This is a genomic window from Mitsuaria sp. BK041 (genome assembly GCF_014193085.1).
Classification (GTDB): Bacteria; Pseudomonadota; Gammaproteobacteria; order Burkholderiales; family Burkholderiaceae_C; genus Roseateles.
In genome coordinates, this window is the sequence record NZ_JACHYT010000002.1 from 1,798,215 (window position 1) to 1,812,742 (window position 14,528).

Genomic DNA, 14,528 nt, shown 5'->3' on the forward strand with positions numbered 1-14,528 from the left:
GTCCGGCTCCGGCCCTACATCTTGAAGTGTTCGCCGAGGTAGACCCTGCGCACGTCCTGGTGCTCGACGATGTGCTGGGGCGTGCCTTCGGCGAGCACCGCCCCCTCGCTGATGATGTAGGCGCGATCGCAGATGCCCAGCGTCTCGCGCACGTTGTGGTCGGTGATCAGCACGCCGATGCCGCGCTGCTTGAGGAAGCGGATGATCCGCTGGATCTCCAGCACGGCGATCGGGTCCACGCCGGCGAAGGGCTCGTCCAGCAGGATGAAACGCGGCTGCGTGGCCAGCGCGCGGGCGATCTCGACGCGCCGGCGCTCGCCGCCGGACAGCGCCGGCGCGGGCGTGTCGCGCAGCTTCTCGATCGAGAGCTCGTTGAGCAGCTTGTCCAGCTCCGCGTCGATGCGCGCGGACGACCAGGCCTTGCCCTTGTCGTCGAGCTGCAGCTCGAGCACCGCGCGGATGTTCTCCTCGACATTGAGCTTGCGGAAGATCGAGGCTTCCTGCGGCAGGTAGCTCAGCCCCATGCGCGAGCGCTGGTGGATGGGCAGGGTCTGCACCGGGCGGCCGTCGATCTGGATCTCGCCGGCATCGGCGCGGACCAGGCCGACGATCATGTAGAAGCTGGTCGTCTTGCCGGCGCCGTTGGGGCCCAGCAGACCGATGACCTCGCCGCTGTGCAGGTCGAGGTGGACGTCCTTGACCACCTTCCTGACGCCGTAAGACTTCTGCAGCCCCCAGGCCTGCAGGCGGCTCCGGGAGGTGTTCGTGCGGGCTTGGGTCATTGCTGGGGCGACTGGCGGGGCGTCAGGTTGATGCTGGGACGCAGCGGCAGCGGGGCGCTGCTGGCCGGCGGCGGTTCGCTCGCGGCATTGCGCGGCATCAGCACGACGCGACCGCGGCCGCTGGGATGCGGCGAGGCGGCGCCGGTCTCGACGACCAGGCGCTCGGTGCGGTTGTCGTAGTTCAGCGTGGCGCCGGACAGCGCCTGCTTGAGCTGGTCGCCCTGCATCACCCGCGCCTCGGCGTTGCCGACCAGGCGGATGGTCTCGGTGCGGGTGTCGTATTCGATCTGGTCGGCGCGGCCCTCGATGCGCTCGCCCGGGGTGTCACGGTCCTGACGGAAGTGGACCTGCTTGGCGGAGGTGCCGTTGGCGTAGGCCTGGTAGTAGCCGTCGCTGGTCTCCTGGACGTCCATGCGCTCGGCGCGCAGCTCCATGGAGCCCTTGGTCATGATCACGTTGCCGTTGAACTCGGACCGCTGCCGGACCTTGTCGATCGCGCCTTCGCGGTCGAAAACCAGGTTCAGCGGCTTCGTGCGGTCGTCCTTGGAGGCCTGCGCCCAGGGCGCGGCGAGGGCCAGCGCGAGCGCGCTCGACAACAGCAAGGGGCGACGAAGCGACATGGGGGAATCCTGACGGCACAAAACTTGCTGGCCATTCTAGCCACCGCTTCGCGACGGAGCAGGAGGTCCCCCGCGCGAGCGAGGGACCTGGACTTCGCGATTGTGCAAAGTTCCCTTTTGGTGCAGGGATGGTGCAGGGGGCGGGGCGGCGTTCCCCGTCCGGTCGGCGTCGGATGGGCTCAGGCCACGCTGGCGGCGGGCTCCGCGCCCTGATAGCCGCGCGGCACGGCGCCGAGCAGGCGCTTCGTGTATTCCTGCTGGGGCGCCAGGAGCAGCGCGCGGGCGTCGTTCTGCTCGACCACGTCGCCGTGCTGCATCACCAGCACCTCGTCGGAGATGAACTTCACCACCGCCAGGTCGTGGCTGATGAAGATGTAGCTCAGGCCGAACTCGTCCTGCAGGTCCTTGAGCAGGTTCAGCACCTGCGCCTGGACCGAGACGTCCAGCGCCGACACCGCCTCGTCCAGCACCAGCACCTCGGGCTTGAGCGTCAGGCAGCGCGCGATCGCGATGCGCTGGCGCTGGCCGCCGGAAAACTCGTGCGGGTACTTGTGCAGCGCGCTCTCGTCCAGGCCGACCTTGCGCAGCAGCGCGCTGGCGGTGGCCAGGCGCTCCTCGTGGCTGGCGCCGATGCCATGGATCTCCATCGGCTCCAGCAGCGTCTGCGAGATGGTGAAGCGTGGGTTCAGCGACGCATACGGGTTCTGGAACACCACCTGGATCCGGCGGCGCATCTTCTGCCAGTCCGGACCCGTCATCTTCAGCAGGTCCCGGCCCTCGAAGAGCACCTCGCCGCCGGTGGGCTCGTGCAGGCGCAGCAGGGTCAGGCCCATCGTGGTCTTGCCGGAGCCCGACTCGCCCACCACGCCCAGCGTGTGGCCCTTGCGCAGCTGGAAGTCCACGCCCTTGACGGCCTTGAACTCGGTCTTGCCGAACAGGCCTGACTTGAAGAAGAAGCTCTTGCGCAGTCCCTTGACCTCCAGGATCACCGGCGCGGCCGGATCCTTGGCCTTGCCCGCGCTCTGCGCCGCGCGCCCGGCGATGTGGTCGTCGATGACCATCAGCCGCGCCGGGTTCTCCGTCAGCGAGGGCCGGCAGGCCAGCAGCGCCTTCGTGTAGGCGTCCTGCGGGTGGTGGAAGATGTCGGCCACCGGGGCCTGCTCGCGGACCTCGCCATGGCGCATGACCACGACCTGGTCGGCGATCTCGCCCACCACGCCCAGGTCGTGCGAGATGAACAGCATGCTCATCTTGTGCGTGTCCTTGAGCCTGGCCATCAGCTCCATCACCTGGCGCTGGATGGTCACATCCAGCGCGGTGGTGGGCTCGTCGGCGATCAGCAGCTTGGGATTGCAGGCCAGCGCCACCGCGATCATCACGCGCTGCTGCTGGCCGCCGGACATCTCGTGCGGGTAGCTCTTGAGCCGCCGCTTCGGGTCGGGGATGCCGACCTCGTTGAGCAGCTCCTCGGCGCGCACCAGCGCCTGGCGCCGGCTCATGCCCAGGTGCTTGATCAGCGGCTCCATGATCTGGTCCGCGACCGGGAACACCGGGTTCAGCGAGCTCATCGGGTCCTGGAACACGCAGGCGATCTCGCGCCCGCGCACCGACTGCAGCTCCCGCAGCGAGGTCTTGAGCAGGTCGCGCCCCTGGAACAGGATCGCGCCGCTGCGCTCGGCGTTGTCGGGCAGCAGGTTGAGGATGGACATCGCCGTCACGCTCTTGCCGGAGCCGGACTCGCCCACCAGCGCGACGGTGCGGTTCTCGGGGATGTCGAAGCTCACGCCCTTGACGGCCAGCTGGCGCTGCATCACGCCGCCGGTCCTGCCCATGCGGAAGGCGACCTTCAGGTCTTGAATGCTCAACAGCATGGCGTTACTCCAGACCGCGCAGTTTGGGATCGAGCGCGTCGCGCAGCGCATCCGTGAAGAGGGCGAACGCGGTGACGAACACCGCCATGAAACCGGTCACCGCGGCCAGCTGCCACCAGTAGCCCAGGATCAGCTCGCTCTGGGCTTCCGCCAGCATCGTGCCCCAGGACACCTGGTCCACGCTCACGCCAAGGCCCAGGTAGGACAGGATGACCTCGCTCTTGATGAAGCCCACGACGTGCAGCGACAGCTGCACCAGCGCCACGTGCGACACGTTGGGCAGGATGTGCTTGAACATGCGCGAGGCCTTGCTCGCGCCGATGGCCTCGGCGCTGCGCACGTACTCGCGCACCGAATGCTTCATGAACTCGGCGCGCACCAGGCGGTAGATGCCGGTCCAGCCCGCCAAGCCCAGGATCATCACCACCGGCAGCACGCCGCGGCCGAAGACGACGGCGAACGCGAAGATCAGCAGGATGTTGGGCATCGCCGTGAAGACGTTGTAGACCCACTCCAGGAAGTCGCCGACCTTGCCGCCGTAGAAGCCCGACAGCGCGCCCAGCACCGTGCCGATGAGGGTGGCCACCAGCGCGGCCAGCACGCCCACCATGATGGAGATCTCCGCGCCCTTGATCGCCTTGGCCAGCACGTCGCGGCCCAGCCGGTCGGCGCCGAAGGCCAGCGTCTGCGCGCGCGGCGCCTCGTCGGTCTTGTACTGCTTGGCCCGTTCGGTCCACTCGGCGTACTTGGGCGCGAGCGGGTCGATGTCGCTGAGGTCGACGTTCGGCCCCTTGGGCTGGGCGATCGCGCCGGCCGCCTCGGCGGGCGCGGGGCCCATGAAGGTCGGCGGCGCGTTGGGCACGCCGGTCTCCTTCTGCCAGTCGCGGGCCACCAGGCCCAGGCCGGCGGCCAGCACCAGCAGCAGCGACAGCGCCACCACCACCATCGAGAACACGCCGACCTTGTCGGACTTCAGACGTCGCCACGAAGCGGCCCACACGCCCTGCGAGCGCTTCGGCGCCGCGACCGCGGCCTGGTTGGACAGCACTGCGCTCATTTGAGGACCACCCGGGGGTCAACCAGCTTGTAGAGGAGGTCGGTGACGAGGTTCACCACCATCGTCAGCGCCGCGATATAGATCGCGAAGGCCTGGATCACCGGATAGTCGTTGCGGTTGACCGCCAGCAGGATCTCGCGGCCCAGGCCCGGGATCGAGAAGAAGACCTCCAGCAGGAAGGAGCCGACGAACACGCCGGGCAGCGCCACCGAGATGTTGGTCATGATCGGGATCATCGCGTTGCGCAGCACATGCTTGAGCAGGATGGTCTTCTCGGTCAGGCCCTTGGCACGCGCGGTGCGGACGTACTCGTGGCCGATCTCGTCGAGGAAGAAGGTGCGGTACAGCCGCGTGTACGGCGACAGCGCCACCGCCACCGCGACGAACACCGGCAGCGGCGCGTAGGTCGTCAGGTTGGTCCACAGCGAGTCGCTCCAGCCCTGCACCGGGAACCAGCCCAGCCGGAAGGCGAAGACGTACTGCGCCACGATCACGTAGACCAGCAGCGAGATCGACACCGCCACCGTCGTCAGGATCATCACCGCGCGGTCGGTCAGGCTGCCCCGCATGTAGGCCACGGCCAGCGCGAAGGGGATCGCCAGGATCACCTCCAGCACCAGGATGGGCAGCATCACCGTCAGCGTGGCCGGCATGCGCGTGGCGAAGAGGTTGGCCACCGACTCGTTGGTCGCCCAGCTCTTGCCCCAGTCGAAGGTCACGATCTGCTGCAGGAAGATCAGCAGCTGTTCCCACACCGGCTTGTTCAGGCCGAGCTGCTCGCGGATGGCTTCGATCTGGTCCTGGCTGGCGTTCAGGCCGCCCAGCACCTCGGCGGGATCGCCGCCAAACCATTTGAAGAGGAAGAACACCAGCAGCACGACGCCCAACAGCGTGGGGATCATTTGCCACAGGCGCCTGATGAGATATGCCGCCATGACCGCGGGACTCCAAGCAAGCGCCGCCGGGATCGCGCGAGCGTCCGGCGACCGATAAAGACAAACCCCGGACGCTTGTGACGGCCGGGGCCTGCGGGTCGAAAAATCACGCGCGAGTCTACGTGAGCGCCTCTCACCGCCGCACCGGCATTTGCCCTGAATCCATCGAAGAAAACTGATGAAGCACGCTCGTGGAAGCAGGCGCATCCATCCGCAGTGCGCCCTGGCGACGGGGCGGGTCCCGCTCTCGGGGTTGTTGGCATGGCGGGCGCGGACATCGCCCACTAGACTGGCGCGCTTTCGAATTCAAGGACGGCTTCCAGATGCGACGCGGCATGGCCGGGACACAATCCCAGGCGCTCTTACTTTCGGCATCCCTCGCGGCCTTGGCGATGTTCACGGTGATCCCGTCGACCGCCCGCGCCGCCGACGAGGCCGCTACCCCCGCGCCCAAGGTGCTGCGCTACGCGATCCGCGTGGCGGAGACCGGTTTCGATCCGGTGCAGGTCACCGACCTGTACTCGCGCAACGTGACCTCGGCGATCTTCGACGCGCCGCTGCGCTACAGCTTCCTGGGGCGGCCCTACCGGCTCGAGCCCAACATCACCGACGGGCTGCCCGAGGTCTTCGACGACCACAAGCGCTTCGTCTTCAAGATCAAGCCCGGCATCTACTTCGCCGACGATCCGGCGTTCAAGGGCCACAAGCGCGAACTGGTGGCCGAGGACCTGGTCTACACCGTCAAGCGCCACTACGACCCGCGCAACAAGAGCGGCCACCTCTACCGCCTGGAGGGCGCGAAGATCCTGGGCCTGTCCGAGGTGCGCGCCGAGGCGCTGAAGAACAAGACGCCGTTCGACTACGCGCGCCCCGTCGACGGCGTGCGCGCGCTGGACCGCTACACGGTCGAGATCCGCGTCGCCAACAGCGATCCGCGCTTCCTGTACCACTTCGCCGATCCGATGGTGGGCATCGTCGCGCGCGAGGTCGTCGAGGCCTACGGCGACCGCATCATGGAACACCCCGTGGGCACCGGCGCCTGGCGCCTGGCCGAGTGGCGCCGCTCCTCGCGCATGGTGCTGGAGAAGAACCCCAACTTCCGCGACGTGCGCTATCACGAGGAGGTCGGCCCGGACCGCCCGGCCGCGCTGGTCGAGGCGGTCAAGAAGCTGCAGGGCCGCAAGCTGCCGATGGTGGACCGGGTCGAGATCTCGGTGATCGAGGAATCCCAGCCGCGCTGGCTCGCCTTCCTGCGCAAGGAATTCGACTTCATGGACGAGCTGCCGGAGGACTTCGCGCCGGTGGCGATCCCGCAGAACAAGCTCGCGCCCAACCTCGCCAAGGACGGCATGCGGGCAATCCGCTACGAACGCGCGGACATCTCGGCGTCCTACTTCAACATGGAGGACCCGATCGTCGGCGGCTACACGCCGGAGAAGATCGCGCTGCGCCGCGCGATCGCGCTGGGCGTGGACGTCGAGCGCCAGGTGCGGCTGCCCCGCAAGGGCCAGGCGATCCCGGCGCAGGGCATCATCTCGCCGGGCGTGACCGGCTACGACAAGGCCTTCAAGACCGAGATGAGCCAGTACGACCCGGCCCGCGCCAAGGCGCTGCTGGACCTGTATGGCTACGTCGACAAGGACGGCGACGGCTGGCGCGACCTGCCCGACGGCAGCCCGCTGGTGCTCGAGTACGCGACCCAGCCCGATGGCCGCAACCGCCAGCTCGTCGAGCTCTGGCAGAAGGACATGGATGCGCTGAAGGTGCGCATCAAGTTCAAGATCGCCAAGTGGCCGGAGAACCTGAAGGCCGCCAACGCCGGCAAGCTGCAGATGTGGGGCATGGGCTGGAGCGCCGACATCCCCGACGGCGAGAACTTCCTGGGCCTGGCCTACGGCGGCAGCAAGGGGCAGTCGAACAAGGCCCGCTTCGACCTGCCCGAGTTCAACGCGCTGTACCGTAAGCAGCATTCGATGGCGGATGGTCCCGAGCGCGTCGCGGTGATGCAGGATGCGCAGCGGCTGCTGACGGCCTACATGCCCTACAAGGTCGAGGTGCACCGCATCTACACCGACATCACCCAGCCCTGGGTGCTGGGCTACGACAAGAACCTCTACCAGCGCGACTTCTACACCTTCGTCGACATCGACACCGACGCGCTGGCCAAGGCCCATGTGAACAAGAAGCCCTGAGCGCTTCGACGACCGCCCCGCCATGACGACGATCCGCGCCCGCCGCCTGTCCTCGAACCTGCGCGGGGCCGTCCTCGCGTCCCTGCTGGCGCTGGCCGGCCTGAGCGCCGCGCAGGCGGCGGACGGCGCGAGCGCGCCCGCGACGTCCCCGGCATCCGCGGCGTCCCCGGCCTCGGCCTCGACCCCCAAGGTGCTGCGCTACGCGTTCCGCGTCGCCGAGACCGGCTTCGATCCGGCCAAGGTCAGCGACCTCTATTCGCGCATGGTCACGCCCCACATGTTCGAGGGGCTCTACACCTACGACCAGCTGGCGCGTCCCGCGAAGATGAAACCGCTGACCGCGGCGGCGCTGCCGGAGAGCGCCGACGACTACAAGCTGTGGACGGTCAAACTGCGGCCGGGCATCTATTTCTCGGACGATCCCGCCTTCAAGGGCAGGCGGCGGGAGCTGACGGCCGAGGACTACGTCTACACCTTCAAGCGCTTCGCCGACCCGGCCGTGGCTTCGCCGTCGTGGAGCGAGGTGGAGGAGCTTGAGCTGGTTGGCCTCAACGAATACCACGCGCAGGTGCGCAAGTCCGGCAAGCCCTTCGACTACGACAAGCCCATCGAGGGCCTGCGCGCGCTGGACCGCTACACGCTGCAGTTCCGGACGAAGGAGACGCGGCCGCGGCTGATGGAGGTCTTCGCGCAGGGCGACCTGTACGGCGCGGTCGCGCGCGAGGTGATCGAGGCCTATCCGGGCGACTCGATGGCGCATCCGGTGGGCACCGGGCCCTTCGTGCTCAAGCAGTGGCGGCGCAGCTCGTTGATGGTGCTGGAGCGCAACCCGCATTACCGCGAGCGCTTCTACGACCAGGAGGTCGATCCGGCGCCGGACGATGCCGAGGGCCAGGCGCTCAAGGCGCGCTTCAAGGGCCGCCGCCTGCCGATGATCGATCGCGTCGAGATCGGCGTCATCGAGGAGAACCAGCCGCGCTGGCTGTCCTTCCTCAATGGCGAGTACGACTTCATCGAGCGCACGCCGGAGGACTTCATCAACCAGGCGATGCCCAACGGCAAGCTGGCGCCCAACCTCGCCAAGCAGGGCAAGCATGCCTACCGGACCGTGGCCTCGGACGTGCTGTTCACCGTGTTCAACATGGAGGACCCGCTGGTGGGCGGCTACACGCCGGACAAGATCGCGCTGCGCCGGGCGATCGCGCTGGCCATCGATGTCGAGCGCGAACTGCGCCTGGTGCGCCGCGGCCAGGCGATCCCGGCCCAGTCGCTCTACATGCCGGGCACGACCGGCTACGACCCGGCGTTCAAGAGCGACATGAGCAGCTTCGACCCGGCGCGCGCCAAGGCGCTGCTGGACCTGTACGGCTATGTCGACAAGGACGGCGACGGCTGGCGCGACCGGCCCGACGGCACGCCGCTGGTGCTGGAAAGCCTGACCACGCCCGAACAGTTCCAGCGCCAGATCGACGAGATCGTCCAGAAGAACCTCAACGCGGTGGGGCTGCGCATCGCGTTCAAGCCGGCCAAGTGGCCCGAGAACCTCAAGGCGCTGCGGGCCGGCCGCTATCAGATCTGGTCGCTGGCGACCTCGGCGGCCAAGCCCGATGGGCAGGACTCGCTGGCGCGCATGTACAGCGGCCAGATCGGCGCGCAGAACTACGCGCGCTTCCGGCTGCCGGCCGTCGACAAGCTCTACGACGAGGCCTCGCACCTGCCCGACGGGCCGGAGCGGCTCAAGATCTTCGACGAGACCAAGCGCTACGCCACCGCCTACATGCCCTACAAGTACCGCGGCCACCGCTTCATCACCGACATCGCCCAGCCGCAGCTGATCGGCTACCGCCGGCCGCAGTTCTGGCAGAACTGGTGGGAGTACGTGGACATCGATCCCGACGCCGCCGCGAAGTTCAAGCACTAGCCTCCGAGGTCCCGACGTCCATGCGCGCACGCCGCCCCGCTCCGAATGCCGTCCCGCACGGCGTCTTCCTCGATCGGATCACCGGCGCCATGCGCCGCGGGGCCTGGACGCTGGTGCTGATGGCGGCCTCGCTGGCCGTCGCGACGGGCGCCGGCGCCGCGGCGTCCCCGCCGCCGGCAGGCGGCACGCCCTCGGTCCAGGCGCCCACGGCACAGCCGGAGAAAGTGCTGCGCTACGCCTTCCTGGTGGCCGAAACCGGCTTCGATCCGGCGCAGCTGAGCGACCTGTACTCGCGCATCGTCACCGCCCACATCTTCGAGTCGCTCTACAACTACGACTATCTGGCGCGGCCATTCAAGCTCAAGCCCAACACGGCCGCGGCGATGCCGGAGGTGTCCGACGATTTCCGCACCTGGACGATCCGGCTGCGGCCCGGCATCTACTTCGCCGACGACCCGGCCTTCAAGGGCCGGCGCCGCGAGCTGACCGCCGAGGACTACGTCTACAGCCTCAAGCGCTTCTACGATCCGGCGACCAAGGCGCCGCTGTACTCGACCTTCAAGCAGGAAGGGATCCTCGGGCTGGAGGAGTTGCGGGTCGAGGCGCTGAAGAGCAAGCGCCCCTTCGATTACGACCGGCCGGTCGAGGGCGTGCGCGCGCTGGACCGCTACACGCTGCAGTTCCGACTCGCCGAGCCGCGTCCGCGCTTCCTCTACAACCTGGCCGGCGGCGACACCTACGGCGCGGTCGCGCGCGAGGTCATCGAGGCCTATGCCGGCAAGACGATGGAGCATCCGGTGGGCACCGGGCCCTTCATGCTGGACCGCTGGCGGCGCAGTTCGCTGATCCGCCTGGTGCGCAACCCCGGCTACCGCGACGTGTTCTACGACGCCCAGCCCAATCCCGGCGATGCCGAGGGCCAGGCGCTGCTGGCGCGCTTCAAGGGCCGCAAGCTGCCGATGATCGATGCGGTCGAGATCAGCATCATCGAGGAGGGCCAGCCGCGCTGGCTGTCCTTCCTGAACCGCGAGTTCGACCTGCTCTACCTGCTGCCCGAGGAGTACGCGGAGGTGGCCGCGCCGCACGGCAGGATCGCGCCCAACCTGCAGAAGCAGGGCATCCAGCTCTACAGCGTGCTGGCCAGCGACCGCACGATGTACTACTTCAACATGGAAGACCCGACGGTCGGCGGCTACACGCCGGACAAGGTCGCGCTGCGGCGCGCGATCGGCCTGGCGACGGACATCGCCACCGAGATCACGCGCACGCGCCGCCACCAGGCGGTGCCGGCGCAGTCGGTCGTGGCGCCGATGACCTGGGGTTACGACCCCGACTACAAGAGCGAGAACGGCGACTTCGACCTGGCGCGCGCCAAGGCGCTGCTCGACACCTACGGTTATGTCGACAAGGATGGCGACGGCTGGCGCGACCAGCCCGACGGCCGCCCACTGGTGCTGGAGATCGCGTCCTCGCCGGACTCGCGCTCCAAGCCCTACGACGAGCTGTGGAAGCGCGACATGGACAAGCTGGGCGTGCAGATCCGCATCCGGACCGCGCAGTGGCCGGAGAACCTGAAGTCGGCGCGCGCCGGGCAGCTGATGATCTGGCAGCTGGGTTTCAACAGCTCGACGCCGGATGCGCAGCTCGGGCTGGAGCTGATGTACGGGCCGGCCTCGGGCGGGCAGAACCTGGGCCGCTTCAAGCTGGCGCGCTATGACGAGATCTATCGCCGCATGATGGTCCTGCCCGATGGCCCCGAGCGCGCCGCGCTGCTGCGCGATGCGCAGAAGCTGCTGACCGCCTACATGCCGCAGAAGTTCCGCGTGCACCGGATCGTCAACGACCTGGCCCAGCCCTGGCTGATCGGCTTCCGCCGCCCGTACTTCAACCAGATCTTCTGGCCCTACGTCGACATCGACACGGCGAAGCTGCCCCCGCGCTGACTCTCACTCCCGGTCACACGCGTGACGCGCTCCCCACCGGATCTGGGCTACCTTCTCGACCTCGACAAGGAGACTCCCATGGTCCCGACGCCGCAGATCGACCACTACCGCCGCTTCCTGCGCGAGCAGTGCGGCCTGGTCTTCGATGACTACGCCTCGCTGTGGGCCTGGTCGGTGACGGAGCTGGACGCGTTCTGGCGCAGCATCTGGGACCACTTCGACCTGCGCTCTTGCACGCCGTTCGAAGCGGCGCTCTGCGAGGAGCGCATGCCGGGCGCGGTGTGGTTCCGCGGCGCCACGCTGAATGTCGCGGCGCAGGCGCTGCGCCACGTCGACGCGGCCGACGCCGCCGGCCACCCGGCCATCGTGCATGCCGACGAGGCGATGCTGGCCCGGGGCGAGCTCGGCGAACTGAGCTGGCCCGCGCTCCAGCGCCAGGTCGGCGCGCTGGCGGCCGCGCTGCACGAACTCGGCGTGCGCCGCGGCGATCGAGTCGTCGCCTACCTGCCCAACGTGCCGGCGACGGCGGTGGCCTTCCTCGCGGTGGCCAGCCTGGGCGCGGTCTGGTCGGTGTGCTCGCCGGACATGGGACCGGTGGCGGTGCTGGACCGTTTCCGTCAGATCGAGCCCCGCGTGCTGATTGCCGCCGACGGCGTGCGCTACGCCGGCCAGGAGATCGACCGCATGGGCATGCTGGCGCAGCTGCTCGACGAGCTGCCCACGGTGGGCGATGTCGTGCTGCTGGCCAACCTCGACCCGCGGGCGGATCCCGCGCCGCTGGCTCGGGAGGCCGGCTCGGGCGGCCCGGCGCGGCGTGCGCATCGCTGGGACGACCTGGTCGCCCATCCGGTGTCGCGCGCGCCAGAGCCGGTGCCCTTCGACCATCCGTTGTGGATCGTCTACTCCAGCGGCACGACCGGCTTGCCCAAGCCCATCGTGCACGGGCACGGCGGCGTACTGCTGGAGATGCTCAAGGGGTCCATCCACAACAACGTCGGCGCGACGGTGGAGACCGGCGACCGCTTCCACTGGTACAGCTCGACGGGCTGGATCATGTGGAACTGCCAGGTCGGCGCGCTGATGGGCGGCACGACGATCTGCCTGTTCGACGGCAGTCCCGCCGGCCCGAAGGACGCGCCGGACTGGAGCACGCTGTGGCGCTTCGTGGCCTTGTCGGGCGCGACCTTCTTCGGTGCGGGGGCGGCGTTCTACGCGAGCTGCCTGAAGGCGGGCGTCGAGCCCCTGCGCCATGGCGACCTGAGCCGCCTGCGCGCGGTCGGCAGCACCGGCAGTCCGCTGGCGGACGAAAGCTACGACTGGATCTGGGCGCACTGCCCCAAGCCGGACGGGCAGCCGATCTGGATCTGCATCATCAGCGGCGGCACCGACTTCGCCGGCGCCTTCCTGACCGGTCTGATCACCGAGCCGCTGGTGCGCGGCCAGATGCAGGTGCGGAGCCTGGGCGCGGCGGTGCATGCGTTCTCGGAGGCCGACGCGCAGGGCCAGGGCCGCGCGCTGATCGACGAGGTCGGCGAGCTGGTCTGCACGCGGCCGATGCCGTCGATGCCCTTGTACTTCTGGGGCGACCAGGACAACGAGCGCTACCTGTCGAGCTACTTCGACATGTACCGCGGCCCGAACGGCGAGGGGATCTGGCGGCATGGCGACTGGCTGCGGATCACGCCGTCGGGGGGCGGGATCATCTACGGCCGCTCGGACGCGACGATCAACCGGCATGGCATCCGCATGGGGACGGCCGAGCTGTACCGCGCCGTGGAGGCGCACCCGGAGGTGCTGGACAGCCTGGTGGTGGACCTGGAGTACCTCGGACGGCCGAGCTGCCTGCTGCTGTTCGTGCAGTTGCGGGACGGGGTGGCGCTGGAGGCGGACCTGGAGCAGCGGCTGCGGGCGTCGATCAAGAAGGCGCTGTCGGCGCGGCATGTGCCGGACGAGATCCACCAGGTGACCGCGATTCCGCGGACGCTGTCGGGCAAGAAGATGGAGTTGCCGATCAAGAAGCTGCTGCTCGGCGCGGCGGCGGAACAGGTCATGAAGCGCGATGCGATGGCGAATGCCGATGCGGTGGCTTGGTACCAGGCGTTCGCACGGAGCCGGGCATAGCGGCGCAGCGGTGGCCAATGGAGTGGCAGCGCCGTAGCGGGCCGTCATGGCATCGGCGAAGGCGTGTCATCGTGTCCTGCTTTTGCCGCTCCTTGGCAACCCGTTGGACTGGTCACATTGCTTGAGGAGATCGGCGGTCGAAGTCAGTTGAGCACTTACGAACTGGCGCGGGAGGTGGCCGTGAATGCTGTAGTCCGCGAACGTGCGTCGGTCCCTTTGCTCGCGAAGCTGCTTGCCGATCGCCTTCGAGCGCTGGGCCTGCAAGGGACTGCAATGCCGATGTGGGCTCTCCAGGCGGCTGATGAGGCAGGCGTGAACGCCATGCACCCCGGTATCGCTGCCGCGCCGCGGCAACTGCCGCTCCCAGTCCAGGCACCGGTGATAGGCCGCGTAGTAGGCGCGGCTGATGGCCGCTCGCAAGGTCGCTTCGTCCGTGCTGGTGGATAAGCTGCGTGCCAGGGTAAAGAGATTGCGGCTGCTGACAGACATGGAGGCCTCACGCGGCGATTGACGTCAATGCGGGCCGCGCGAAAGCAGCCAGATCTGGAAGCACTCGACGCGGAGGTCGCGATTCGCGACTACATCATCGAAGCGGTCTTGCCAGACCGCGATGTCTGGCCCGATCAGCGCCGTATGAATGTCGAATCGTGCCCAGATGTCGCATTCATCGTGGTGGGTGCATAACCACGGCGACCCTTCGAGCGGAATCTCGTGGTGCCGCATGAACTCCGCGGCCAGGCGCAGCTTCGCCAGGACCTGTGCCGGCGTGACGCCGTAGCGATCGAGGATCTGCCTCATGGCCGCAGTGGTCGCATCCCAATCGGCCATCTCGCATCGCGTGAAGAGCTGGGGATCGGCCATGTCGTCGAACAGGGCCTGCGGATGGCGAAGCGCGTGGATCAGGTGCTCGAACGAGTCCGCGGCGGCAGGGGCCGTCTGGCAGGCGCTCGAGGGCGTGGCTGGAAGCAATCGGGTCATGGCGCTCATGAGCGGCTCCTTCGTGCGGGTCCCATGACCCGAAGGCCTGCAGTGTCGGCAGCCGCCGGCCGCGTGTCTCTCCTCCAAGTTGCGGGATCGATGGGGGAA

At 68.4% G+C, this 14,528-nt stretch carries 11 protein-coding genes; 4 read left to right on the top strand and 7 right to left on the bottom strand.

Features of this window, described 5'->3' with window-relative positions:
• Positions 1–14 precede the first annotated feature (14 nt).
• The 5 genes from lptB to FHT38_RS23810 form a co-directional block, all read right to left on the bottom strand.
• Positions 15–782: an LPS export ABC transporter ATP-binding protein gene (lptB, locus tag FHT38_RS23790; protein WP_091730505.1), complete on the bottom strand. Its 768-nt coding sequence runs from the start codon at positions 780–782 to the stop codon at positions 15–17.
• Positions 779–1,402 carry a lipopolysaccharide transport periplasmic protein LptA gene (lptA, locus tag FHT38_RS23795; protein WP_091730510.1) on the bottom strand — a complete coding sequence of 208 codons (624 nt, stop codon included), beginning with the start codon at positions 1,400–1,402 and terminating at the stop codon, positions 779–781. The genes lptB and lptA overlap by 4 nt, the downstream gene beginning before the upstream one ends.
• 179 nt (positions 1,403–1,581) lie before the next feature.
• Entirely contained in the window at positions 1,582–3,273 is a 1,692-nt protein-coding gene (locus FHT38_RS23800; RefSeq protein WP_183493421.1) for an ABC transporter ATP-binding protein, read from the bottom strand.
• 4 nt (positions 3,274–3,277) lie between these two features.
• On the bottom strand, positions 3,278–4,330 hold the full coding sequence (locus FHT38_RS23805) for an ABC transporter permease (protein ID WP_175538422.1): 1,053 nt from the start codon (positions 4,328–4,330) through the stop codon (positions 3,278–3,280).
• Positions 4,327–5,265 (bottom strand): ABC transporter permease, encoded by a 939-nt coding sequence (locus FHT38_RS23810; RefSeq protein ID WP_091730516.1) that lies wholly within the window; start codon positions 5,263–5,265, stop codon positions 4,327–4,329. The genes FHT38_RS23805 and FHT38_RS23810 overlap by 4 nt, the downstream gene beginning before the upstream one ends.
• Positions 5,266–5,657: 392 nt before the next feature.
• Here FHT38_RS23810 and FHT38_RS23815 point away from each other — a divergent pair, with 392 nt between their 5' ends.
• From FHT38_RS23815 to FHT38_RS23830, 4 genes are all read left to right on the top strand, one after another.
• Positions 5,658–7,457 carry an ABC transporter substrate-binding protein gene (locus tag FHT38_RS23815; RefSeq protein ID WP_183493422.1) on the top strand — a complete coding sequence of 600 codons (1,800 nt, stop codon included), beginning with the start codon at positions 5,658–5,660 and terminating at the stop codon, positions 7,455–7,457.
• A gap of 22 nt (positions 7,458–7,479) precedes the next feature.
• Complete coding sequence (locus FHT38_RS23820) at positions 7,480–9,378, top strand: ABC transporter substrate-binding protein (protein ID WP_183493423.1); 1,899 nt, start codon at positions 7,480–7,482, stop codon at positions 9,376–9,378.
• 20 nt (positions 9,379–9,398) lie between these two features.
• Positions 9,399–11,321: an ABC transporter substrate-binding protein gene (locus tag FHT38_RS23825; protein ID WP_255488901.1), complete on the top strand. Its 1,923-nt coding sequence runs from the start codon at positions 9,399–9,401 to the stop codon at positions 11,319–11,321.
• Between the two features lie 78 nt (positions 11,322–11,399).
• Positions 11,400–13,442, top strand: a complete 2,043-nt coding sequence (locus FHT38_RS23830) for an acetoacetate--CoA ligase (protein WP_183493424.1) — start codon at positions 11,400–11,402, stop codon at positions 13,440–13,442.
• 66 nt (positions 13,443–13,508) lie between these two features.
• Here the strand turns inward: FHT38_RS23830 and FHT38_RS23835 are convergent, their stop codons facing one another.
• Positions 13,509–13,931, bottom strand: coding sequence for a hypothetical protein (locus FHT38_RS23835; RefSeq protein ID WP_183493425.1), 423 nt, complete (start codon positions 13,929–13,931; stop codon positions 13,509–13,511).
• A gap of 24 nt (positions 13,932–13,955) precedes the next feature.
• Positions 13,956–14,429, bottom strand: a complete 474-nt coding sequence (locus FHT38_RS23840; protein WP_183493426.1) for a hypothetical protein — start codon at positions 14,427–14,429, stop codon at positions 13,956–13,958.
• Between the last annotated feature and the right edge of the window lie 99 nt (positions 14,430–14,528).

Coding starts and splice junctions, on each gene's coding strand:
- lptB (WP_091730505.1), bottom strand. CDS start 782: ATGACCCAAGCCCGCACGAACACCTCCCGGAGCCGCCTGCAGGCCTGG.
- lptA (WP_091730510.1), bottom strand. CDS start 1,402: ATGTCGCTTCGTCGCCCCTTGCTGTTGTCGAGCGCGCTCGCGCTGGCC.
- FHT38_RS23800 (WP_183493421.1), bottom strand. CDS start 3,273: ATGCTGTTGAGCATTCAAGACCTGAAGGTCGCCTTCCGCATGGGCAGG.
- FHT38_RS23805 (WP_175538422.1), bottom strand. CDS start 4,330: ATGAGCGCAGTGCTGTCCAACCAGGCCGCGGTCGCGGCGCCGAAGCGC.
- FHT38_RS23810 (WP_091730516.1), bottom strand. CDS start 5,265: ATGGCGGCATATCTCATCAGGCGCCTGTGGCAAATGATCCCCACGCTG.
- FHT38_RS23815 (WP_183493422.1), top strand. CDS start 5,658: ATGTTCACGGTGATCCCGTCGACCGCCCGCGCCGCCGACGAGGCCGCT.
- FHT38_RS23820 (WP_183493423.1), top strand. CDS start 7,480: ATGACGACGATCCGCGCCCGCCGCCTGTCCTCGAACCTGCGCGGGGCC.
- FHT38_RS23825 (WP_255488901.1), top strand. CDS start 9,399: ATGCGCGCACGCCGCCCCGCTCCGAATGCCGTCCCGCACGGCGTCTTC.
- FHT38_RS23830 (WP_183493424.1), top strand. CDS start 11,400: ATGGTCCCGACGCCGCAGATCGACCACTACCGCCGCTTCCTGCGCGAG.
- FHT38_RS23835 (WP_183493425.1), bottom strand. CDS start 13,931: ATGTCTGTCAGCAGCCGCAATCTCTTTACCCTGGCACGCAGCTTATCC.
- FHT38_RS23840 (WP_183493426.1), bottom strand. CDS start 14,429: ATGAGCGCCATGACCCGATTGCTTCCAGCCACGCCCTCGAGCGCCTGC.